At 59.8% G+C, this 22,769-nt stretch carries 18 protein-coding genes; 9 read left to right on the top strand and 9 right to left on the bottom strand.

All coding sequences use genetic code 11. The annotated features are described in order from the left end of the window. Position 1: 1 nt before the first annotated feature. Entirely contained in the window at positions 2-1,189 is a 1,188-nt protein-coding gene (locus tag PY649_RS00760; RefSeq protein WP_285866170.1) for a glycine C-acetyltransferase, read from the bottom strand. Between the two features lie 170 nt (positions 1,190-1,359). On the opposite strand from PY649_RS00760, the gene PY649_RS00755 reads away from it, so the two are divergent. Next, the gene (locus PY649_RS00755; protein WP_285866169.1) at positions 1,360-1,605 is read left to right on the top strand and encodes a type II toxin-antitoxin system VapB family antitoxin; all 246 of its coding nucleotides are present in this window, start codon (positions 1,360-1,362) and stop codon (positions 1,603-1,605) included. Then, positions 1,605-2,027, top strand: coding sequence for a type II toxin-antitoxin system VapC family toxin (locus PY649_RS00750; RefSeq protein WP_285866168.1), 423 nt, complete (start codon positions 1,605-1,607; stop codon positions 2,025-2,027). Before PY649_RS00755 ends, PY649_RS00750 begins: the two co-directional genes overlap by 1 nt. Before the next feature lie 22 nt (positions 2,028-2,049). Here the strand turns inward: PY649_RS00750 and recQ are convergent, their stop codons facing one another. Both recQ and dnaG read right to left on the bottom strand, forming a co-directional pair. Then, entirely contained in the window at positions 2,050-3,927 is a 1,878-nt protein-coding gene (gene recQ, locus PY649_RS00745; protein WP_285866167.1) for a DNA helicase RecQ, read from the bottom strand. 6 nt (positions 3,928-3,933) lie between these two features. Then, on the bottom strand, positions 3,934-5,925 hold the full coding sequence (gene dnaG / locus PY649_RS00740; protein ID WP_285866166.1) for a DNA primase: 1,992 nt from the start codon (positions 5,923-5,925) through the stop codon (positions 3,934-3,936). 575 nt (positions 5,926-6,500) lie between these two features. Here dnaG and PY649_RS00735 point away from each other — a divergent pair. Together PY649_RS00735 and PY649_RS00730 are read left to right on the top strand one after the other, a co-directional pair. Beyond that, positions 6,501-6,695, top strand: a complete 195-nt coding sequence (locus tag PY649_RS00735) for a hypothetical protein (RefSeq protein WP_285866164.1) — start codon at positions 6,501-6,503, stop codon at positions 6,693-6,695. 280 nt (positions 6,696-6,975) lie between these two features. Next, on the top strand, positions 6,976-7,878 hold the full coding sequence (locus PY649_RS00730) for a hypothetical protein (protein ID WP_285866163.1): 903 nt from the start codon (positions 6,976-6,978) through the stop codon (positions 7,876-7,878). On the opposite strand, the gene PY649_RS00725 is transcribed toward PY649_RS00730, so the two are convergent. Then, positions 7,859-8,311 carry a GatB/YqeY domain-containing protein gene (locus PY649_RS00725; protein WP_285866162.1) on the bottom strand — a complete coding sequence of 151 codons (453 nt, stop codon included), beginning with the start codon at positions 8,309-8,311 and terminating at the stop codon, positions 7,859-7,861. The two genes, PY649_RS00730 and PY649_RS00725, sit on opposite strands and share 20 nt — an antisense overlap. Before the next feature lie 309 nt (positions 8,312-8,620). On the opposite strand from PY649_RS00725, the gene carA reads away from it, so the two are divergent. Beyond that, positions 8,621-9,829: a glutamine-hydrolyzing carbamoyl-phosphate synthase small subunit gene (gene carA, locus PY649_RS00720; protein ID WP_285866161.1), complete on the top strand. Its 1,209-nt coding sequence runs from the start codon at positions 8,621-8,623 to the stop codon at positions 9,827-9,829. A gap of 201 nt (positions 9,830-10,030) precedes the next feature. Here carA and PY649_RS00715 read toward each other — a convergent pair whose 3' ends face one another. The 4 genes from PY649_RS00715 to PY649_RS00700 form a co-directional block, all read right to left on the bottom strand. Continuing rightward, positions 10,031-10,603, bottom strand: a complete 573-nt coding sequence (locus PY649_RS00715) for an EVE domain-containing protein (protein ID WP_285866160.1) — start codon at positions 10,601-10,603, stop codon at positions 10,031-10,033. A 91-nt stretch (positions 10,604-10,694) separates the two neighbouring features. Next, positions 10,695-12,092, bottom strand: a complete 1,398-nt coding sequence (locus PY649_RS00710) for an MATE family efflux transporter (protein WP_285866159.1) — start codon at positions 12,090-12,092, stop codon at positions 10,695-10,697. A 147-nt stretch (positions 12,093-12,239) separates the two neighbouring features. Further along, on the bottom strand, positions 12,240-13,496 hold the full coding sequence (locus tag PY649_RS00705) for a TCR/Tet family MFS transporter (protein ID WP_285866158.1): 1,257 nt from the start codon (positions 13,494-13,496) through the stop codon (positions 12,240-12,242). A gap of 163 nt (positions 13,497-13,659) precedes the next feature. Then, complete coding sequence (locus PY649_RS00700) at positions 13,660-14,571, bottom strand: LysR family transcriptional regulator (RefSeq protein WP_285866157.1); 912 nt, start codon at positions 14,569-14,571, stop codon at positions 13,660-13,662. A 142-nt stretch (positions 14,572-14,713) separates the two neighbouring features. Here PY649_RS00700 and PY649_RS00695 point away from each other — a divergent pair, with 142 nt between their 5' ends. Next, on the top strand, positions 14,714-15,706 hold the full coding sequence (locus tag PY649_RS00695) for an aldo/keto reductase (protein ID WP_285866156.1): 993 nt from the start codon (positions 14,714-14,716) through the stop codon (positions 15,704-15,706). Positions 15,707-15,755: 49 nt separating this feature from the next. Here PY649_RS00695 and ypfJ read toward each other — a convergent pair whose 3' ends face one another. Beyond that, positions 15,756-16,697: a KPN_02809 family neutral zinc metallopeptidase gene (ypfJ, locus tag PY649_RS00690; protein ID WP_285866155.1), complete on the bottom strand. Its 942-nt coding sequence runs from the start codon at positions 16,695-16,697 to the stop codon at positions 15,756-15,758. 346 nt (positions 16,698-17,043) lie between these two features. On the opposite strand from ypfJ, the gene PY649_RS00685 reads away from it, so the two are divergent. From PY649_RS00685 to carB, 3 genes are all read left to right on the top strand, one after another. Continuing rightward, positions 17,044-17,622 carry a DUF1190 domain-containing protein gene (locus tag PY649_RS00685; protein ID WP_285866154.1) on the top strand — a complete coding sequence of 193 codons (579 nt, stop codon included), beginning with the start codon at positions 17,044-17,046 and terminating at the stop codon, positions 17,620-17,622. A 13-nt stretch (positions 17,623-17,635) separates the two neighbouring features. Beyond that, a complete protein-coding gene (locus PY649_RS00680) occupies positions 17,636-18,805 on the top strand; it encodes a glutathionylspermidine synthase family protein (protein ID WP_285866153.1) in 1,170 nt (389 codons plus the stop codon). Between the two features lie 235 nt (positions 18,806-19,040). Then, positions 19,041-22,526, top strand: a complete 3,486-nt coding sequence (gene carB, locus PY649_RS00675) for a carbamoyl-phosphate synthase large subunit (protein ID WP_285866152.1) — start codon at positions 19,041-19,043, stop codon at positions 22,524-22,526. Positions 22,527-22,769: the final 243 nt, after the last annotated feature.

Below are 22,769 nucleotides of genomic sequence, written 5' to 3'. Positions count from 1 at the left end.
TTCAAATGATTCCGAGTTCACGTCCCGCCTCTGCGAAAGCGGCGATCGCGCGTTCGACGTCGGCCCTCGAATGCGCCGCCGACATTTGGGTGCGGATGCGCGCCTGCCCCTTCGGCACGACCGGGAAGGAGAAGCCGATGACATAGACGCCCTTTTTCAGCATCAGCGCAGCCATCTCCTGTGCCAGCTTGGCATCGCCGAGCATGACCGGGATGATCGGATGATCGGCACCGGCCAAAGTGAAACCGAGCTTGGTCATCTCGCTGCGGAAGAACTCCGCGTTACCACAGAGCCGGTCGCGAAGGTCGTCGCCGTTTTCGATCAGATCGAAGACTTTCAGCGAAGCGGCGGCGATGACTGGAGCCAGCGTATTGGAGAAGAGGTAGGGGCGCGAGCGCTGCCGCAGCCATTCGACGATCTCGGCTTTCGCCGAGGTATAGCCACCCGACGCACCGCCGAGAGCCTTGCCGAGCGTACCGGTGATGATGTCGACCCTGCCCTCGACGCCGCAATATTCCGGCGAACCGCGACCATGATCGCCGACAAAGCCAACGGCGTGGCTATCGTCGACCATGACCATCGCGCCATATTTTTCGGCAAGATCACAGACGCCCTGGAGATTGGCGATGATGCCATCCATGGAGAAAACGCCATCGGTAGCGATCAGCTTGAAACGGCTGCCCTCGGCCTTCTTCAGCTCCTCCTCCAGAGCCGCCATGTCGTTATTGGCGTATCGGAACCGCTTCGCCTTGGAAAGGCGCACGCCGTCAATAATCGAGGCGTGGTTCAGCGCGTCGGAGATGATGGCATCCTCTTCCGACAGCAGTGTCTCGAAAAGCCCGCCATTGGCGTCGAAACAGGACGAATAGAGAATGGTATCCTCCATGCCGAGGAAAGCCGATATTCGCGCCTCGAGCTGCTTGTGCTCTTCCTGCGTACCGCAGATGAACCGCACCGAGGCCATACCGTAGCCGTAGCGATCGAGTGCCTGTTTCGCAGCTTCGGCCAGTTCCTCGTTGTCGGCGAGGCCGAGATAGTTGTTGGCGCAGAAATTCAGCACCCGCTTGCCGCCAGCGACCGCGATTTCGCCCGCCTGCTTGGAAGTAATGACCCGCTCGGATTTATAGAGGCCCGCATCCTTCAGACCGGCGATTTCGGATCGAAGATGGGAGATGAAGGCAGAAGTCATGATGAATGCGCTTTCTCTAAAAGAGATGGAACCGTCTGACGACGACATCATCGAATTAGCACATCTGCCCACGCCATGTCGCGAGGAAGGCGTCAAGGCGACGGCCAAAAGTGTCGCTGGTTTGAATATCGCCTTGATGATATATAGATATACAAAGGAGATATACATCGATGGCACTTTATATTCGCGATGCGGAAGTGGATTCTTTAGCCGCTGAAATCCAGAAACTGACGAATGCACCCACGAAAACGGAGGCCGTTCGCCAAGCGCTGAAACACGAGCTCGCACGCGCACGGAAGGAGCTTCCCCTACGCGAGCGATTTGCGCGCGCCAAAGCTATGGCTGACGCTTTAGGCCCCAATGACCCAAATTTCGATATGAAGGCGTTCACTGATGAAATGTGGGGCGATGCCTGATGTTTATCGACGCATCGGCAATTGTCGCAATACTTGGCGAGGAGCCCGGCTACGAAGAAATTGAAAAAAGCCTCGCGAAGGTCAACGGCGATTTCTTTGTATCTCCGCTCGTGAGGTTCGAGGCAACTTTAGCCCTCGCCCGCCGCAAAACGGCCACCCCAGGACAGAAACCATCACCGTCTCTTCTTCGACGGGCCGGACAAGCTGTCGATGCACTTATCGAAGATATCGGGGCACAAGAGATCGAGATTTCATCGGACATTGGCAAAGCCGCACTGGAAGCAAGCGCCCGATACGGCAAGGCGGTGGGTCACAAAGCCGATCTCAATTTTGGCGATTGCTTCGCTTATGCCTGCGCCAAGACCCTGAATGTGGACTTGCTCTACAAGGGAAATGATTTCTCTTTGACCGATATCGGGTAACGGACAACGCGCCCGCCGCTCATCACTCCTCAAACGCGCGGATCACCTTCAGGAACGCATCGCCGTAACGTTCCAGCTTCGCCTGCCCGACGCCGGAAATGCCCAGGAGCGCATCGCGGCCCGTTGGCCGCTCCGTCGCAAAAGCAATCAGCGTCGTATCCGGGAAGACGACATAGGGCGGCACGCCGAGCGCCTTGGCGATCCTCGCGCGCTCGCTTCTCAACGCCGCGAACAATGGCTGGGCCTCGCTCGACAGGTTTGATTGCCGCTTCTCGATCCGCGCTGCCTTCTTGGTGCGCCGACCAGTATCCGGCCTGTCCTTGCGGAAGAAAACCTGGCGCTCGCGCTTGAAAACAGCCCGCGCTTCCGGCTCCAACTTCATCGCGCCGAAAGCCGTATGATCGATGCTGACGAAGCCGCTCGCCAGCAGTTGACGGAAGACGGACTGCCAGGTGCGCGCCGGAATGTCCTTGCCGGCCCCGAAGACCGGCATGTCCACATGACCGAAACGCTCGATCTTCTCATTAACCGTCCCGATCAGCACATCGATGACGTGGCCCGTGCCGAAACGCTCGCCCGTGCGATAGACGGCGGCGAGCGCCTTGATTGCCGCTTCCGTCCCATCCCAAGTCTCGACCGGTTTCAGGCAAGTGTCGCAATTCCCGCAACTGCCGCCATGCCCCTCGCCGAAATGCGCAAGGATCGCCTGTCGGCGGCATCCGGCCGTTTCGCAGATGGCAAGCAGCGCGTTGAGCTTTGCACGCTCGACACGCTTGATCTCCTCCGCCGCATTGCCCTCGTCGATCATGCGCCGCCGCTGGATGACGTCGGCCATGCCATAAGCCATCCAGACTTCGGACGGCACACCGTCGCGTCCCGCGCGTCCCGTCTCCTGATAATAGGCCTCGACGGAGCCGGGCAGATCGAGATGGGCGACATAGCGGACATTCGGCTTGTCGATGCCCATGCCGAAGGCGACCGTCGCCACGAGGCAAAGATCCTCTTCCTTCAAGAAGGCATCCTGATTGGCGTCGCGAAGCGACCGATCCATGCCCGCGTGGTAGGCAAGCGCACGAATACCCTGCCCGTTGAGCCACTCGGCCGTATCCTCGACCTTGGCCCGCGACAGGCAATAGACGATGCCGCTATCGCCACGATGACCGTCGAGGAAACGCAGCAATTGCTGGCGCGGCTGATCGCGCTCGACGATCTCATAGGTGATATTCGGCCGGTCGAAGCTGGTGGTGAATACCTTGGCGTTGTCGAGCGACAGCCGCTCAATGATGTCGTCGCGCGTGTGTGGATCGGCCGTCGCCGTCAACGCTATGCGCGGCACATCTGGAAAGAGGTCCGCAAGCCTGCCGAGGTCGCGGTACTCCGGCCGGAAATCATGCCCCCATTGCGAGACGCAATGTGCCTCGTCGATGGCGAACAGGGCAATCTTTGCCCTGGCGATCATCTGCTGAAAGCCGTCCGTCAGAATGCGCTCGGGCGTGACGTAAAGCAGATCGAGCGTGCCGCTGGAGATGGCACGATAGACATCACTTGCCTCTTCCCGCGACAATGACGAATTCAGCGCCGCTGCCCTGATCCCGAGTTGCTTCATCGCCTCGACCTGATCGCGCATCAGAGCAATCAGCGGCGAGACGACAATGCCCACTCCATCGCGACACAGAGCCGGAATCTGGAAACACAGCGATTTGCCTGCACCGGTCGGAAACAGCACGACCGCGTCGCCGCCGGAAACGACATGGTCGACGACCTGCTGCTGCTTGCCGCGAAAGGCGGAATAGCCGTAGACCCGCTTGAGGATATCGAGCGGCGCGGCCCGCAAATTATGCGCGCCGAACAGCGCATCATCGGCGGAAAACCGCGGCTCCTGTCGATCTGGCTGTGACATCTATCCCTATTTCCCCGCGGCCCCTTTGATGCGGCCCGACAGCACGCCAAAACCGTCGATGATCGCTTCCTGGTTTTCCAGTCGCAAGGCTTCGAGCTGCACTTCCTGCAAAGCGCGCATCAACTGCTCGATGAGATCACCGTCGCCCTCTTCGGTTGCCTCGGCGATCGCGGTTTGCAGCTCGATCTTGTGCCAACGCAGTGCTTTCGAGCGTTTGTGAAGCGCAAGGGCCTGGCGATACCCCTCACGCGCATCTTCCGTGGCGGCTTCCTCGGTCGCCGTCCAAAGGCGGGCATTGCGCACCTGCTGGTCAAGGCTCTTCAGCAATGCCGCGAAGCCCTGCTCCTCCAACTGCTCGAGCAGCCGTTCGCGCGTGAGCTGCGGGCCGACCGTGGCTGCCGCCGCGCCGAGCATGGCGGACCACAGACGCTGCAATTCGCGGCTTTCATAATCGATGGCGGCGATCTCATCATATTCGTCCTGCAAAAGCAGCGGGTGATTGACGATGGTCACCGCCAGCACGCTCTCGCGCAGGCCCGGAATATCTTGATGGCCCTTGATCATGCCCGAACGCGTCAGGCGATCCGACGCGGTTATGTTGGCGACCTGCTGCCGATCCCTGCCCTGGCCGCCACGGCCGCCGAAATTGCGGCCTCTGCCATCGCGGGAAAAGCTGCGTCCCTGCTGATTGCTGCCGCGCTGGAACTGCGGCTGGAACAGCCCGTTTAGCCGATCGCGCATGTCCTGCTGATAGTGCCGGCGGACGTTCTCATCGGCGATGACCGAAACCATCTGCTTCAGCCGCGCCTCAAGCTCCGCGCGCGCCTCGGGCGTGTCGAAGGTGCCGCTGCCGGCTTCGCGGGTCCATATCATTTCCGCCAGCGGCTTTGCCTGCGCCATCACCTTGTCGAAAGGCGCGCGGCCATCGTGACGCACCAGATCGTCCGGATCCTTCCCATCCGGCAGGAGAGCAAAACGGACCGTACGGCCGGGCTTGATGTGCGGCAGCGCCAGATCGGCGGCGCGATTGGCGGCGCGAATGCCGGCGCCGTCGCCATCGAAGCAGAGCACCGGCTGCGGCGTCATTTTCCACAGAAGTTCGAGCTGGTTTTCCGTCAGCGCAGTACCGAGCGGCGCAACGGCGTTTTCTACACCTGCCTGATGCAGCGCGATGACGTCCATATAGCCTTCGACGGCGATGATCGTGCCGGCGCCGTCGTTCCCCTGAGCGGCGCGGCGCGCGCGGGCGAAATTGTAGAGCACATTGCCCTTATGAAAGAGCTCGGTCTCATTGGAATTCAGATATTTGGCCGGTGCGTCCGGCGACATGGCACGGCCGCCAAAGGCGATCACCTTTTCGCGCGAAGACAGAATCGGGAACATGATGCGGTCTCGGAAGCGGTCATAGGAGACCGGCACATTTTCATGCACGACCAGGCCACAGGCTTCCATCTGCTCCTTCAGCACGCCTTTGCCGGCTAGAAACTCCTTTAAGGCATTGCGGCTGTCCGGCGAATAGCCAAGGCGGAAGGTCTCGATGGTTCGGCCGGTCAGGCCACGATCGCGCAGATAAGCGCGCGCCCTTGCGCCGTTTGCCGTCTGGAGTTGATCCTGAAAGAACTGCGACGCCATCTCCATGACGTCGAGCAGCGACGTGCGTTCCTTCTCGCGCTTCGCCTCCAGGGGATCGGCGACCGGCATCGGAACGCCCGCCATGTCGGCGATCTGCTGCACCGCTTCGGGAAAACTGAGCCCCTCGAGGTCGGTCAGGAAACGGAAATGATCGCCTGTGACGCCGCAGCCGAAGCAATGGTAACGGCCCTTGCGGTCTTCGCAGTGAAAGCTCGGCGATTTTTCGCCATGGAACGGGCAGCAGGCCCAGTAATCGCCGCGCGGCACATTCGTCTTGCGCCGGTCCCAGGTCACACGTCGACCGATCACGTCCGAAATGGGAACGCGGTCGCGAATCTCATCGAGAAACGTATTGGAAAATCGCATGATTACCTCTGGCCTGCCTCCATATAATCAGGAACGCAGCTTATTGCCACGAGAACCGACCACCACGTACCGCTATTCACAGCCCCCTCCATGGGATGGACGAATTCAACTTTTCCGATCACAACTCCGTGAAAACCTCGGCACATCTAATGTTCGCACGTCTGCTTGGGAGCAGATTTGGGCATCGCCTCACAAACAATCCAATTGGCTCTCTGCAGCCTATATGTGCACAAAGGAAGCCCGCGATCACAGCTTTACCGCGCAATAAAAGTCAGCAAAAGCAAAGAGTTACTGATTATAAGAGAGGATGAGCAAGGACGTGCGATGATGCCTTCAACAACCATCGGCGAAGGGCGATGGGCACGCCGCCTCGCCCATTGGTGGCGCATTTGCGGCGCGGTTCGTAAGCCAAACATTATTTTTTTGTAATTTGATTGTTCGTGTGCAGCGCAATAGCGTTCTTCTCACGGGGCGAGACAAGCCGGCGAACAAAATGCTTCGCGACGCGACATGCCTAGACGCCCCGCCGAACGGAAAGCCAAAGGTACAGGTTTTCAGTTTAGGAGAATTCACAAATGCGCGTTCTGCTCGTACCCTCTGCTGCCGCTGCCCTCTTCGCCACAGCTACCTATAGCTCGGCTACGACAACAGACAGCGTAGCCCCAGCGGTAACGACAGACGTGCTTCCGGCACTTAAAGCCGGCATCAAGGTTCAGGCATCCTGGTCGCAGACGCAAGACGAGTCTCAGCAAGTCAGGATCATCAGGTAAAGTTCACCCCATACTCAGGTGAGGCACCATCCCTACCCCCGGCGCCGCCTCGCCTGAGTGCCTTTGCAATAGACGTTTGATTTTTGGGCCCCACCCTGCGTCATCAAACGGCTGCAAAGCGCAAGAAGGCAGGAGCTCCCCCAGCTCCTGCCTTCTCTATTTTTGCCGTTGGCGACAGCTCGCAATGCCCATCGACATCGCGTCATCAGAGCAAAGCAAATTCAATTGACAATCGTCTTCACCGTGCCAATGAATTTCCCAGTTCATCGGGAACCCGTGCATGCCGTTTACCGCAGACGAACTCGCATCTGATCCTATTTTCTTCAGGACTGTTCTCGGCTGCTCGCGGCAGATGGTTGCCGCCTATGCTGAAAATCCACGTATGAGCTCGATTTTTGCATCGCAGCAACGCTGGCTAATGGCACAGGCAGGCTTTGCGCTGTTTTACGGCGGAATCGACGGAGGGCAACCAGGCATCCATGCCGGCCGCTTTGCCGACTACGTTCTCAAGCATGAAATCGCCAGCCACAATACGGCGCTCAGCTTCATCCACGAAATGCTGGCCTATCGCTACCTGCGCTATCTAGCCGATTCGCCCAACAGGCGTGTGCGACCGATCGAGCCGACCGAAACGGCGGTCGAAAACTTCGCCAACTGGTTCCACATCCATCTGGCGCTACTCGACAGCCTGGATGGCGGCACGCGTGCCATGACTTTCGTCGAACGGCCGGAGATCGTTGCGGTACAGCAGCCGGCAATTGCGGCAAGGATCATCGCCAGCGACAAAGTCCGTCATCCCGGCGAAACCTTCGATCTTTTCACCTGGGCAAATTCCGGCGGCGTGATGATGGACTACCTGATCTCCCGTATCGAGACGTTCGATCCAATGGCGGCAAGAATCGCCATCGGCCCGATTTCATTCACTGAGATCTGCGACCGATTCCTTATCTCCAGAACGCATGTAAAGCGGCTGATGAGCAAGGCATCGGCCATGGGGAGCGTGGGCTGGATAGGCACTCCGGGAAAGAGCGCCTTCTGGCTGTCGCGCGGCTTTATTCAGGAATATTGGGACTATCAGGCCGAAAAATTCGCCATCATCGCCGCTGTATGGGAAGAGACTTTCGGCGCCCAGCCGGAGCCGGCGCCGACGGAAGGGCAGAAACTTACTTCAGCAGCTCTTTGAGGATCGCCGAAGCCTTGGCGAAATCCATCTGCCCGGCATAGCGCTCGCGCAGGGCGGCGACACATTTTCCCATGTCCTTCAAGCCCTGCGCACCGAGCTCGGCCACGACGGCGACGCAGATCTCGCGCACCTTCTCGTCGGAGAGCTGCTCAGGCATGAAGCCCTGGATGACAGCGATTTCCTCGCGCTCCTTGTCGGCCAGTTCCGGACGGCCGCCATCCATGTAGATTTTAACTGATTCTTCGCGCTGCTTGACCATCTTGGCCAGCAACTGGAGGATTTCGTCGTCGCTTGCCTGTTCCTTGCCGAGACCACGATTAGCGATGTCCTTGTCCTTGATCGCGGCGAGGACGAGGCGCACGGTCGAAAGCCTCGCCGTATCCTTGGCCTTCATGGCATCCTTCTGGGTGTTGGAAAGCGTTTCGCGGATCATGTTTTTAACTCCCTAAGCAGGCCGGCGACGATCACCTAGCCTCTCATTTCGCGTTGCCAGTCTCATAGACCATGAGCGGCGATCAATGCAATTGCGTCAGACGCACCGAAAGCCGGCGAATTCCTTGGCAGGAAACGAACGCAGCGCATTGACCGGCACGCCTTGTTTGGCTATGTCCAGCACCTGCACATTAGATCGATATTAAGGTCTCGAGCCGCGACAAGCGTCGCCGGCTGCAAATCTGCGATAAACATGGCGGAAGCCCCCGGTCTTTTCAAGGCCGCGCACGACGCCGGAAACGGGATGATAATGACCGCGACAGCCCCATGGACAAATGAAAAGCCGAGTGCCCTGCTCGTTCTCGCCGACGGCACCGTGATCGAAGGCAAGGGCATCGGCGCGACCGGCAAGGTCCAGGCCGAAGTCTGCTTCAACACGGCGCTGACCGGTTACGAGGAAATCCTGACCGACCCCTCCTATCTCGGCCAGATCGTCACCTTCACCTTCCCCCACATCGGCAATGTCGGCACCAACGACGAAGATATCGAAGATCTGACACCCGCCGCCCGCCACGGCGCCGTCGGCGTCATCTTCAAGGCCGACATCACCGATCCATCGAACTACCGCGCCGCAAAACATCTCGACCAGTGGCTGAAGGCTCGCGGCATTATCGGCATGTGCGGCATTGACACCCGCGCATTGACCGCCTGGATCCGCGAAAACGGCATGCCGAACGGCGTTATCGCCCATGATCCAAACGGCGTTTTCGACATCGATCAACTCAAGGCGGACGCCAAGGCGTGGAGTGGCCTGGAAGGTCTCGACCTTGCCAAGGTCGCCACCTCTGGCCAGTCGTCGCAATGGTCGCAGACACCCTGGATCTGGAACGAAGGCTATGGCGAACTCAACGCCGACGATGCCAAGTATCACGTCGTCTGCCTCGATTACGGCGTCAAGCGCAATATCCTGCGCCTCTTCTCCGGCCTCGACTGCAAGGTCACAGTATTGCCGGCAACCGCATCCACCGAAGACGTTCTGGCACTGAAGCCGGATGGCATCTTCCTCTCGAACGGCCCTGGCGATCCGGCGGCGACCGGCGAATATGCAGTACCCGTCATCAAGGACCTGCTGAAGACGGAAATTCCGTTGTTCGGCATCTGCCTCGGTCACCAGATGCTCGGTCTCGCGCTCGGCGCCAAGACCGCGAAAATGCATCAGGGCCACCACGGCGCCAACCATCCGGTCAAGGACCACACGACGGGCAAGGTCGAGATCGTCTCGATGAATCACGGCTTCGCAGTCGACTCGAACACCCTGCCGGAAGGCGTTGAAGAGACTCATATTTCTCTCTTCGACGGCAGCAATTGCGGCCTGCGCGTTTCCGGCAAGCCGGTCTTTTCCGTGCAGCACCATCCGGAAGCCTCTCCCGGCCCGCAGGACAGCCACTACCTCTTCCGCCGCTTCATCAATCTGGTGCGCGAGAAGAAGGGCGAAGCGGCGATGGCCGAGCGCGCCTGACGGAACTGGCCACCTGAACCCACAAAAAAGCCTCGGATTGGCAAGCAATCCGAGGCTTTTTTATGCGTCGACTTGGGAGGAATATGTCTTCACATCGGCTTAGAGCAATTCCAGGAAAAGTGCGAAGCGGCTTTTCGTCCAGAATTGCGTAAAAACAAAGGGATAGAGCGTGAAAGCGATTCCGTGAAACGCTGAACCGCTCTATGCCTGCAGACGACGCTGCTTCACGACTTCCAATTCGCTCGTCATGATCTCCTGCAGGAACTCGAAATCGGACTCCCCAAAGGCGACAAGTCCGGATCTCAATCTGTAACCCCAGTTCTTGTCCTGGGTAAAATCCAGCCAGCCCAGCAATGGGCGGAGCGGCTGTTCGGGTGCATCGAGCCAATCGACATCGCGCCGATAGGCCTTTCCGCAATCCATCTGGGCCGGATAAGGCTCGCCGTCACGGACATAGCCAATGGCCGTGAAGCTCTGGAAGCCGTCCTTGTCCCCCATCGTCAGCGATGGAGAATAGTAGACGATGCCGTCACCCGGCTTGACGCGCTTCAGCGGCCCCGGCCTGCCGTGGCAAACCTGCATGAAGCCCTGTGCCCTGCCGTGGCGAACATGCTCCGCGCAGGCAACTGCCAGCCAGTAGGATTTCCGTGCCGGTTCGGGTCGACGGCCGGATGCGTTGGCGTGAGGGAAGAGGCGAACCATCTTGCCCTGATCAATGGAATCTTCCCGCGGGAAAAGCGCGGCGTCAATACGATCGCTTGCTGTGAATGTCATGGTCATCTCCCGTCTTTGGTATGAGACGACTATAGACGAGCATGCTGTCAATTTTTGTCAGCAGTCTCCCGATCCATGATCGATTCCGCCGTCAGTTGGCCACCCGCTCCGAGCGCACCAGAATGTAGAACCGCGTGCAGAGCATCGTCGCGGCCGAGGCCAGCCCAAGGAGGAAGCCGAACCAGATGCCGATGCCGCCGAAGCCGAGCGGGAATGCCAGCAGCCAGGCGAGGAAGAAGCCGATCGGCCAATAGGCGATGAGCGCCATGATCATCGGCACGCGCGCATCCTTCAGCCCGCGCAACAGGCCGCTCGCAATTGACTGCAGGCCATCGACAAGCTGGAACAGGCCAGCCACGACGATCAGCGGCGCCGCATAGGCAAGCACCTGCGGCGCATCGGCCGACTTGACGTCAAGGAACCAGCTTCCGAGCCAGGCCGGCGCTGTCGCGAACAGGATGCTGCCACACAGCGAGATGAAGCTCGAAACGACGATCACGACGATCGCCGCACGCCTCAGCCCCGCGTGGTCCCCCTGTCCATGCGCAACCCCGACCCGAACAGTCGCCGCCTGGCTGAGGCCAAGCGGGATCATGAAGGCGATCGACGCCCATTGCAGCGCGATGCCATGCGCGGCAAGCTCGATCGTGCCGATCTGCCCCATCAGCAGCGACGCGGCCGTAAACAGGCTGACTTCGGCCAAAACCGTGACGCTGATCGGAAAACCAAGGCGAACGACTTCCCACAACGCATGCCAATCTGGCCGCCAAAGTCGGACGAAGATTTCGTAGCGGCGCGTCTCTTCGCGGCTTTGCACATAGGCGACGATGAACAAGAAGCCCGCCGTCTGCACCGCGACCGACACCATGGCAGCACCATGCAGCCCGAGCGCCGGCATACCGAAATGGCCGAGCACCAGGCAATAGGCAAGCACGGCGTTCATCACCAACATGGTGATGGTGACACAAAGGATGACGCCGGCTCGGCCGATGGCGCTGACCAAGGCGCGGATAACGTTGTAGAGCAGGCCCGGCAGCACGGCGAAATGGCCGATGGCGATATATTCGCTGGCAAGCTTTGCCACGTCGGGCTTCTGCCCCGCGGCCAAGAGGATCTGCTCGGAATAGAGAAAGGCCGGCTGCGCAATCAGCCAATAGACGCTCACCACCCAGAGACCCATGCGCAGTGCCCGTCGAACCGACGTGACATCACCCTGGCCATAGGCCTGCGCCACCAACGGCACGACGGCGATGGCGAAACCGGAACCGAAGAGCAGAATCGTAAACAGGAACTGGCCGGCAAGAACCATGGCAGCCAGTTGTTCGGCACCGAGACGGCCGATAATCATCACGTCCGTCGTATTAATGCCAAGCTGCGCCAATTGTGCGCCGATCAGCGGGATGCCGAGCGCCAGGGTGGCGCGGAGATGCGCAGACCACGAATTATTGTTGTCGTGCGCGAACGGGCGCGCAGCCACCGGCATATCCATCTCTAGAACTCGATTTTAAGACAGCGCAAACCGCCCTACCTAAGGGTGCGCAAGGCAGCCGCATTAACGCAACTTCGCCTAAAAAGCCAGTCCGCAAGGCCTTGATGCTGAAGAATTCATCAGATCATCAAAATATCTGATGATTATTTAGGCCACTTCTTGAATGGGTGCCTCGACGATGGCCTTCGGTTCATCCTTGCGCACCTTGGCAACGAAGACAACCACCGCGGCCAGGATCAGGATCGCTGACATGATGAACGGGGCACCGGCGAATACGACTGGTGCGGTCGGCGTGGTAAAATAGCGAAACAGATAGGGAAACAGCACCGGCCCGATGATCGCGGTAATGCTGGTGAGGCTGCCGAGAGCGCCTTGTAACTCACCCTGGGCCGACGGTGGCACCTTGCTCGCAGCGATGGAGCGCAATGGCGCATCCGACACATTTTCGATCACCGTTAACACGATGACGACATAGACCATCCAGCCCTGCCAGGCGAAAGCATATCCCAACAAGCCCAGGCCGGAGAAGCTAAGCCCGAATACCACGGTCTTCCATTCGCCCAACACAGCCACGATGCGGGGCAAAGCCAGCCCCATGACCAGCGCCATGCCGATGCCGTAAGTGCCAAGCGAAATGCCGATCTCCAACGAGGTCCATCCATACCGATAGGAGGTGACGAAGGACCAGACTGCCGGAAAGACGCCATGCGCCAGCCAGTTGAAGAACATGACGACGAATACCCAACCGAGGCCCTGATAACGGCGTACTTGCCGCAGCGCACCGAGCGGGCTGGCGCGCCAGAACTCGAAACGGCGGCGGCTCCTCGGCTCCAGCGTTTCCGGCAGCAGGAAATAGGCGCCGATAAAGTTTAGGAACGCAAGCGCCGCCGCGCCATAAAACGGCGCGCGCGGGCCGAGTTCGCCGAGGAACCCGCCAATGACGGGCCCGAGCACGAAACCGAGGCCGAAGGCCATGCCGATCAAGCCGAAATTCTTCGCCCTGTTCTCGTCTGTGCTGATGTCGGCGATATAGGCGGAGCATGTCGAGAAGCTCGCCCCGCTGATGCCGGCCAAGATGCGGCCGGCGAACAATATCCAATAGCTGCCGGCGATGGCGCAGATGAAATTGTCGATCGCGAAGGTCAACACAGAGGCAAGCAAGACCGGACGGCGGCCGAAACGATCGCTCAAATTGCCGATCAGCGGCGAGAACAGAAATTGCATCGCTGCATAGGCAAGCAACAGCCAACCGCCATCGGTGGCCGCCTCGCTGACCGAAGCGCCCGTCAGTTCTTCCAGGTATTTCGGCATGACCGGCATGATGATGGCAATGCCGATGACGTCCAGGAACAGGATGATGAAGACGAGGAACAGGCCGCGACGTACGAATTTCTGGTCGATCATGGAGTTTGCCTATGGGTGGCCCCATCTCCATGAAGAGACAGAACGTGAACGAAAAAGCGAAGCGTCCCCCTTACCTAAAGATTTTGCGGGAAACAATCAGTGAACGCTTCAATCTTCCTGATTTATCGACCGATTTTTTTGATCCTTGGCATGAGGACGACGCCTATGCTTCGTTCGTCCGACGCTGCTCCAATCTCAAGAAGTCGACGAAGGCGCGAAGCGGCGCCGGCATATGGCGGCGGCTTGCGTAATAGAGAAATGGGCCGGAAAAGGCTGCCTCCCAATCTTCGAGAAGCGATATCAACTCACCGCTTTCGATCTGTGGTGCAACGAATTCCGCGAAGGTTCTGATGATGCCGAGCCCCTCTACCGCGGCACTGCGTTCGATATCGACCGAATTGGTGGCGAGGACCATGGGCGGCGAAATGACGATCGTCTCGCCCTCCCTTTCGTACTCCCAGGGGAAAGCCGAGCCGCTAACGAAGCGGTGTCGGATGCAGCGATGGTGCAGAATGTCTCTGGGGTGACGGGGCGTACCGTTCGCCGCAAGATAGGCTGGCGACGCCGCAGTGACATAGCGTTGTTGCCGCGGCCCGATCGGCACCGCGATCATGTCCAGCTCCAGCCGCTCATCATAGCGAACGCCGGCGTCATAGCCAGCCGCCAGCACATCGATAAAACTATCTTCGGCGACGATTTCGACCGAGATGCCCGGATAGGCTTGCAGGAAACGATTGATGATCCCCGGCATGATGACGATGGCAGCAATCGTCGGAACGTTGAGCCGCAGCGTCCCGCCAAGACTGTCGCGAAATGAGTTGATGTCGTCGAGCGCGGTCGCGATCTCGCCTATCGCCGGCGCCAGCCGCTCGATCAGCCGCTCGCCGGCCTCTGTCGGCGTGACGCTGCGGGTGGTACGGTTGAGCAGGCGCACGCCGAGCCGCTCCTCGAGCCGTCGCAGCGCCTCGCTCAATGATGACGCGGAGACCTGGCGCTTGCGGGCCGCTTCACGAAAACTGCGCTCACGGGCGACGGCGGCAAAGGCATCGAGGTCGGCGAGCGGCAAATCATCCATTGTACGAAATTCCAAACAACCCGTTTCGATTTACACGGATTATCGCACAAAAGCCGATCAAGTAAAACCAATCGCCAAGACGCCGTTCGCAAGGAGCATGATCCGACAAATGTGACGGCGCCGCTGACCAAGGAGAACTGAAATGCAGAGGCATCAATTGGGCAAGACCGGCCCCGAAGTGTCCGCCATCGGCCTCGGCTGCATGGGCATGTCCGGCATGTACGGACCGTCTGACCGGGCAGAAAGCATCGCCACCATCCACGCCGCCCTCGACGCCGGTATCAACCTGCTCGATACCGGCGATTTCTATGGCATGGGCCATAATGAAATGCTGATCGGCGAGGCGATCAAAGGGCTCAAGCGCGACGATTTCCTGATCAGCGTCAAGTTCGGCGCGCTACGCGATCCGGCCGGCGCCTGGTTGGGCTATGATGCCCGCCCCGCCGCGATCAGGAACTTTATCGCCTATACGCTGCAGCGCCTCGGCGTCGACCATGTCGATATCTACCGCCCTGCCCGCCTCGATCCGAAGGTGCCGATCGAGGATCAGATCGGCGCGATGGCTGAGCTGATCAAAGAAGGTTATATCCGACACATCGGCCTTTCCGAGGTCGGCGCCGACACCATCCGCCGTGCCGCAGCTGTACATCCGATCGTCGATCTGCAAATCGAATATTCGCTGATCTCACGCGGTATCGAGGACCAGATCCTGCCCACCTGCCGCGAACTCGGCATCGGCATCACCGCCTATGGCGTTCTGTCACGCGGCCTGATCAGCGGCCATTGGCAGAAGGATGCGGCGCAAAAGGGTGATTTCCGTGCCTTCAGCCCGCGCTTCCAGGCCGGAAATGTCGAAAAGAACCTGGAACTGGTGGAAGCACTGCGCCAGATCGCGGACGCCGAAGGCGTCAGCGTCGCCCAGATCGCCATTGCCTGGGTCGCCGCCCAGGGCAAGGACATCGTCCCCCTCATCGGCGCCCGCCGCCGTGATCGCCTGACAGAGGCCCTCGGATCGCAGTCTGTCGAATTGTCCGCAGCGGATTTTGCGGCGATCGAACGCGCCGTCCCGAAGGGTGCCGCAGCCGGCGGCCGATATCCGGAAGCGCAGTTGGCGCATATGGATAGCGAAAAATAAGGTCTTTGCCTTCTCCCCCGGATGACCAAGGGGGAGAAGGCGCCAGAACTTACACCGGATTATTCAGCGTATCGCAATCAGTGAGCTTGCCTGATTGGAAGCCCTGCTTGAACCATTTCACACGCTGCGCCGAAGTGCCGTGGTTGAAACTGTCGGGGACGACATAGCCCTGGCTGCGCTTTTGCAGCGTATCGTCGCCGATCTGCTGCGCGGCATTCAGCGCCTCTTCGAGGTCGCCTTGCTGCAGAATGCCCTTCTGCTGGGTGAACTTGCCCCAGATGCCCGCAAAACAATCGGCTTGCAGTTCGATGCGCACGGACAACTTGTTCGCATCAACCTCGCTCATATTTTGGCGAGCCTGATTGAACTTCGGCAGGATCCCCAGCAAATCCTGAACATGATGGCCGACTTCATGCGCAATCACATAGGCTTGGGCGAAATCGCCGGATGCGCCGAATTGATCCTTCATCTGCTGAAAGAAGGCCATGTCGAGATACACCTTCTGATCACTCGGGCAGTAGAATGGCCCGGTCGCAGCCGAAGCGGTGCCGCAGGCCGAGGGGAAACGACCCGAGAATAGCACCAGCTTCGGATCCGTGTAGGTCTGGCCCATCGACTTGAAGATGCCTGTCCAAGTGTCTTCGGTATCGGCAAGCACCGTCGCAACGAACTGCTTCATCTCATCGTTGGCAGGCGCGGCATTGCCGCCGCTGGAATCACTCTGCTGGTAGCCGGGCCCGGTGCTGCCATCCAAGGCGCCGCTCTGCTGCAACAGCCCGATGACGTCGACGCCCATCGCTCTCAGCACCAGGAAAATCACCACCAGAATGACAATGGTGCTGATGCTCAAGCCGCCGCCGCGCCGCATGCCGCCGCCGGGAAAACCCATGCCGCCGCCGCCGAAGGGACCACCTCCGGAGCCGCCGCCCATCGGCGACGAGCCACGTTCATCCTCGATATTGTCGGATTGCCGACGTCCTTTCCAATCCATGATTGCACCTCCCAGCGATGCAGGTCCTTGAGAGAACGAAGTCTAACCCATTCTGAAATACATCGCCCCACTATAAATCATGAAAACCGGAAAGAAAATTTTCACCACCGTGTCCTTCGGACCTCAGGAAGCAACAAAATCTGGGCGAGCATTCTTTAAATATCTCCGGCGCCCACCTACGTCTTTCCACGCGCCAATACGTTGCATTTGATAACCATGTAGACAACCGCAATTCCGCGTTCGCGGTGCATTGTGGTTGAGTGGGTATATGCGCGTCATAATTGAAGTGTAAAGGCGCGAGAACAATGCGCTATGCGCCGAGGGTTTGATGAAACGATCGATGAGTGTGTCGCTGCTGCTGATGGGAACAGCCGCACTGACGGCCTGTGGCCAGAAGGACAATAACACCGCCAAGATTTACAAGGACGTTGATGCCTGCATCGCCGATGACACCTATACGGCGGAGAGGTGTCGATCCGATTTTGCGGCGGCGGAAAAAGAACGCCTCCAGAATGCACCGGCCTACGAAACGGTGGCGGCATGTGAAAAGGACTATGGCGTCAACGATTGCCAGCCGACGACAGACGCCCACCGTGCCGGCCTGGGCCATTTTATTCCTTTCATGGCCGGCTACCTCGTCGGCAACGCCACGCAGACCTACAACGCCAACGCATTGTACCAGCCACGCGGCAGTAGCGATTTCAGGACCGCCGCCGGGCGAAGCCTCGCCAACGGCACGCCTATTGCCAATACCGATTATGCGTCGCGGAAGAAGGATGATGGCAACCAGCCCTCCTATTCTTCGTCATCCGGCGGTGGCAGTGGCGGCGAATCCTGGCGCGGCTATTCGAAACCATCCGCCAGTTCGACGACAACGGTGGAACGCGGCGGCTGGGGCTTCCGCGGTTTTCACCTTGCGGGTTGAGGAATAGCCGCCGATGAAACGCGTGGTCGTCAACGAAAGACCAGATTGGCAGGCCGATGCCGAGGCCTGCGGCTTTACCATCCACTCCATGTATGGCGAGCGCTATTGGGACGAGCGCCACGCCTACCTCTTCACTCTGGACGAGATCGAAACCAGGCTCGAGGACCCGTCCGCCACGCTGCTGCAAATGTGCTACAGCGCGGTCGACAGGATCGTTGCCGACCCCGGTCTGATGTCCCGCATGGCGATCCCGCCGGAATATCATGACGCCATCGCCCGGTCGTGGCTCAACCGGGAGCGCGATCTCTATGGCCGCTTCGACCTCGCTTACGGCGGCGATGGACCGGCGAAACTTTTGGAGTTCAACGCGGATACCCCAACGAGCTTGTTCGAGAGCGCCGTCTTCCAGTGGCGATGGCTGGAGGATATGAAGGGGCGTGGAGAAATCCCGCGGACCGCCGACCAATTCAACTCGATCCACGAGCGACTGATCGATGCCCTACGGTTTCTCACAGGCCCATCCGGACGAATGCATTTCGCCGGCATTCTGGAATCGGAAGAGGATTTGGTGACGCTGAACTATCTGGTCGACTGCGCCGTCCAGGCAGGATGCGAGACGACGTTGCTCGGCATGGCCGATATCGGGGTCGATGCCAAACATTGGCTGACCGACTTGCAAGATCGCCGCATCGATTGCTTGTTCAAGCTTTATCCGCTGGAGGACATGGTGCGCGAGCCCTTCGCTCGCCATTTGCCGGCGACGCCGACCAGGGTGATCGAGCCCCTGTGGAAATTGACGCTTTCGAACAAGGGACTATTGCCGGTTCTATGGGACATGTTCCCCGATCATGAAAATCTGCTTCCCGCTTATTTCGATGATGATCCCCGCGCCGAAAGCCTAGGCTGGACATATGTCCGCAAGCCGCTGCTCTCCCGCGAGGGCGCCAATGTGACGCTCGTCAACCATCAGGCGGACGGAGGTAACTATCGTGTCGACGGTCCTTATGGCGCGGAGGGCTATGTCAGGCAGGCGATGCGGCTCCTTCCCCGCTTCGGCGACGACTGGACCGTCATCGGTTCCTGGATTGTCGCCGGACAGCCGGCCGGCATCGGCATCCGCGAAGACGACACGCCGGTCACACGCGACACCTCGCGTTTTGTGCCGCACTATATACTGGATTGACGGGTATTCGCGACGCGGCGGAGTTCCAGCAGTTAAAGCCCGCGTCGACAATGCCAGACACCGCAACGGCCTTCTCTTCTGGATTCCTGTCGAATCCGCGATTTATGGGGTTCCGTTTGCAAATACATTTGCCTATAAGCCGCTTCTAGCCTGAAAATGTTTGCCCATGCGCCTCGGCCGGTGACCTCCCACCCTGGCCGGGTTTTCGCGCAACAAAAAAAACGGATGTGAGCCCATGCCGAAGCGCCAAGATATCAAATCGATCCTCATCATCGGCGCAGGACCGATTGTCATTGGCCAAGCTTGTGAGTTCGACTATTCCGGTACGCAAGCCTGCAAGGCGCTCAGAGAGGAAGGCTATCGCGTCATCCTCGTCAACTCCAATCCCGCAACGATCATGACCGATCCGGGCCTGGCGGACGCGACCTATGTCGAGCCGATCACGCCGGAAGTGGTCGCCAAAATCATCGCCAAGGAACGCCCGGATGCGCTGCTGCCGACCATGGGCGGCCAGACGGCACTCAACACGGCGCTCTCGCTGAAGCGCATGGGTGTGCTGGACCGCTACAATGTCGAGATGATCGGCGCCAAGCCGGCGGCGATCGACATGGCCGAAGACCGCGCCCTCTTCCGCGAAGCCATGGCCCGCATCGGCCTTGAAACCCCGCGCTCGATGCTGGCGAACGCCACCGACATCAAGGAGCAGGACCGCAATGCCCATGAGGCCGAGCGCGCCAAGGTACGCGACAGTCTGTCCGGTGAAGCACTCGACAAGGCGCTCGACGAGCTGGAAAACCAGTGGAACCTTGGCGAAAGCGACCGCAAGCAGCGCTACATGAACCACGCCATGGCCGTCGCCGCCCAGGCGCTCGATCATGTCGGCCTCCCCGCCATCATCCGTCCGTCATTCACGCTCGGCGGCACCGGCGGCGGCATCGCCTACAACCGCTCTGAATTCTTCGAGATCGTCGGCGGTGGCCTCGACGCCTCCCCGACGACGGAAGTCCTCATCGAGGAATCGGTTCTCGGCTGGAAGGAATTCGAGATGGAAGTGGTCCGCGACAAGGCGGACAACTGCATCATCATCTGCTCGATCGAAAACATCGACCCGATGGGCGTTCATACCGGCGATTCGATCACCGTTGCCCCGGCGCTGACCCTGACCGACAAAGAATACCAGATCATGCGCAACGCCTCGATCGCGGTTCTGCGCGAGATCGGCGTCGAGACAGGCGGCTCAAACGTGCAGTTCGCTGTCAATCCGAAGGATGGCCGCCTCGTCGTCATCGAAATGAACCCGCGCGTGTCGCGTTCTTCGGCCCTGGCGTCGAAGGCCACCGGCTTCCCGATCGCCAAGGTCGCCGCCAAGCTGGCGATCGGCTATACGCTGGACGAACTCGAAAACGACATCACCGGCGGCGCCACGCCGGCATCGTTCGAACCGTCGATCGATTACGTTGTCACGAAAATTCCGCGCTTTGCCTTCGAGAAATTCCCGGGCGCCTCGCCGGTGCTGACCACCGCCATGAAGTCGGTCGGCGAAGTCATGGCGATCGGCCGCACCTTCGCGGAATCGCTGCAAAAGGCGCTTCGCGGCCTGGAAACCGGTCTTACCGGCCTCGATGAGATCGAAATCCCCGGCACCGAAGAAGGCGAAGGCAGCCAGAACGCCATCCGCGCCGCCATCGGCACGCCGACGCCGGATCGCCTGCGCATGGTTGCCCAGGCGCTGCGCCTCGGCATGTCGCCGGAAGAGGTGCATGAAGGCTGCAAGATCGATCCCTGGTTTATCGCTCAGCTGAAGAACATCGTCGACATGGAAGCCCGCATCCGCGAACACGGACTGCCGCACGATGCCTCCAATCTGCGCATGCTGAAGGCCATGGGCTTCTCGGACGCGCGCCTCGCGACGCTGACGGGCAAGCGGCCAAAGGAAGTGGCGGAGCTGCGCAACAGCCTAAATGTTCGCCCGGTCTTCAAGCGCATCGACACTTGCGCCGCCGAGTTCGCCTCGCCCACCGCCTATATGTATTCGACCTATGAAACGCCCTTCGTCGGCACCGCCCGCTCCGAAGCGCAGGTCTCCGACCGCAAGAAAGTCGTCATCCTCGGCGGCGGTCCGAACCGTATCGGCCAAGGCATCGAGTTCGACTATTGCTGCTGCCACGCGGCCTTCGCGCTGAAGGATGCTGGCTATGAAGCAATCATGATCAACTGCAACCCGGAAACCGTCTCAACGGATTACGACACCTCTGACCGGCTTTATTTCGAGCCGCTCACCGCTGAAGACGTGATCGAAATCCTGAAGATGGAACAGGAAAACGGCGAACTGGTCGGCGTTATCGTCCAGTTCGGCGGCCAGACGCCGCTGAAGCTTGCGGAAGCCCTGGAAAAGAACGGCATCCCGATCCTTGGCACCGCGCCGGACGCGATCGACCTTGCCGAGGATCGCGACCGCTTCCAGAAGCTGTTGATGAAGCTCGACCTCAACCAACCGAACAACGGCATCGCCTATTCGGTGGAGCAGGCCCGCCTCGTCGCCGCCGAAATTGGCTTTCCGCTGGTCGTGCGCCCGTCCTATGTGCTCGGCGGCCGCGCGATGCAGATCATCCACTCGGAAAGCATGCTGCAGACCTATCTTCTCGACACCGTGCCGGAGCTTGTGCCGGAAGACATCAAGCAGCGTTATCCGAACGACAAGACCGGCCAGATCAACACCCTGCTCGGCAAGAACCCGCTGCTATTCGACAGCTATCTCACCAACGCCATCGAAGTCGACGTCGACTGCCTGTCCGACGGCACCGACGTCTATGTTGCCGGCATCATGGAGCATATCGAAGAGGCCGGCATCCATTCGGGCGACTCGGCCTGCTCGCTGCCGCCGCGCACGCTGTCTCCTGCCATGATCGACGAACTGGAGCGGCAGGCGAAGGCCATGGCAAAGGCGCTAAACGTCGGCGGGTTGATGAACGTGCAGTTCGCAATCAAGGACGGCACGGTCTACGTGCTGGAAGTCAACCCGCGCGCTTCGCGCACCGTGCCCTTCGTCGCCAAGACCATTGGCGCGCCGATCGCCAAGATCGCCGCCCGCGTCATGGCCGGCGAAAAGCTGGATGCAACCTTCGCCGCCTATGGCGAAAAGCCGAATCCGCGCAAGCTCAAGCATATCGCCGTCAAGGAAGCCGTCTTCCCCTTCGCTCGCTTCCCGGGCGTCGACATCCTGCTCGGACCGGAAATGCGCTCGACCGGCGAAGTCATTGGCCTGGATACGGATTTTGCATTGGCCTTCGCCAAGTCGCAGCTCGGCGCCGGCGTCGAACTGCCGCGTGACGGAACCGTCTTCGTCTCCGTGCGCGACGACGACAAGCCGCGTGTCCTGCCCGCCATCCGCATGTTGACCGAGCTGGGCTTCAAGGTGCTCGCGACCGGCGGCACCCAGCGCTATCTGGCCGAACAGGGTATCAGCGCCACCAAGATCAATAAGGTGCTGGAAGGCCGCCCGCATATCGAGGATGCCATCCGCAACCGCCAGGTTCAGCTCGTCATCAACACGACCGACAGCAACAAGGCGATCTCCGACTCGAAATCACTCCGTCGCGCGACGCTGATGCAGAAGGTGCCCTACTACACCACCATGGCCGGCGCGGAAGCCGCCGCCATGGCGATCAAGGCGCTCAAGGCTGGCAACCTCGAAGTCCAGCCTCTGCAGAACTACTTCTGAGAAGTTGTTGACGATGACGGGGCCGACACAGCGGCCTCGTCATCGCCGGTTTATAGCGCTCGCCCCTCGATGGAGGCTCGGAGGTCGGCACATTCGCTGCCGCGCATTTAGACTGCGATTATGCGGCAATTCCTAAAGAGTGTTTTCAGTTTATAGCGGATAGTCCGCGGTGCGATATCGGTTTAGACGATGCCAGATCTCGCGTGAACGCCTCTCCCATGCGTTCGCTTCTCTCCTGGAAAA

This window comes from Rhizobium mayense (assembly GCF_030272705.1).
GTDB lineage: Bacteria > Pseudomonadota > Alphaproteobacteria > Rhizobiales > Rhizobiaceae > Rhizobium > Rhizobium mayense.
Note: the sequence above shows the minus strand (reverse complement) of the source record. Positions and strands in the feature narration are given on the sequence as shown.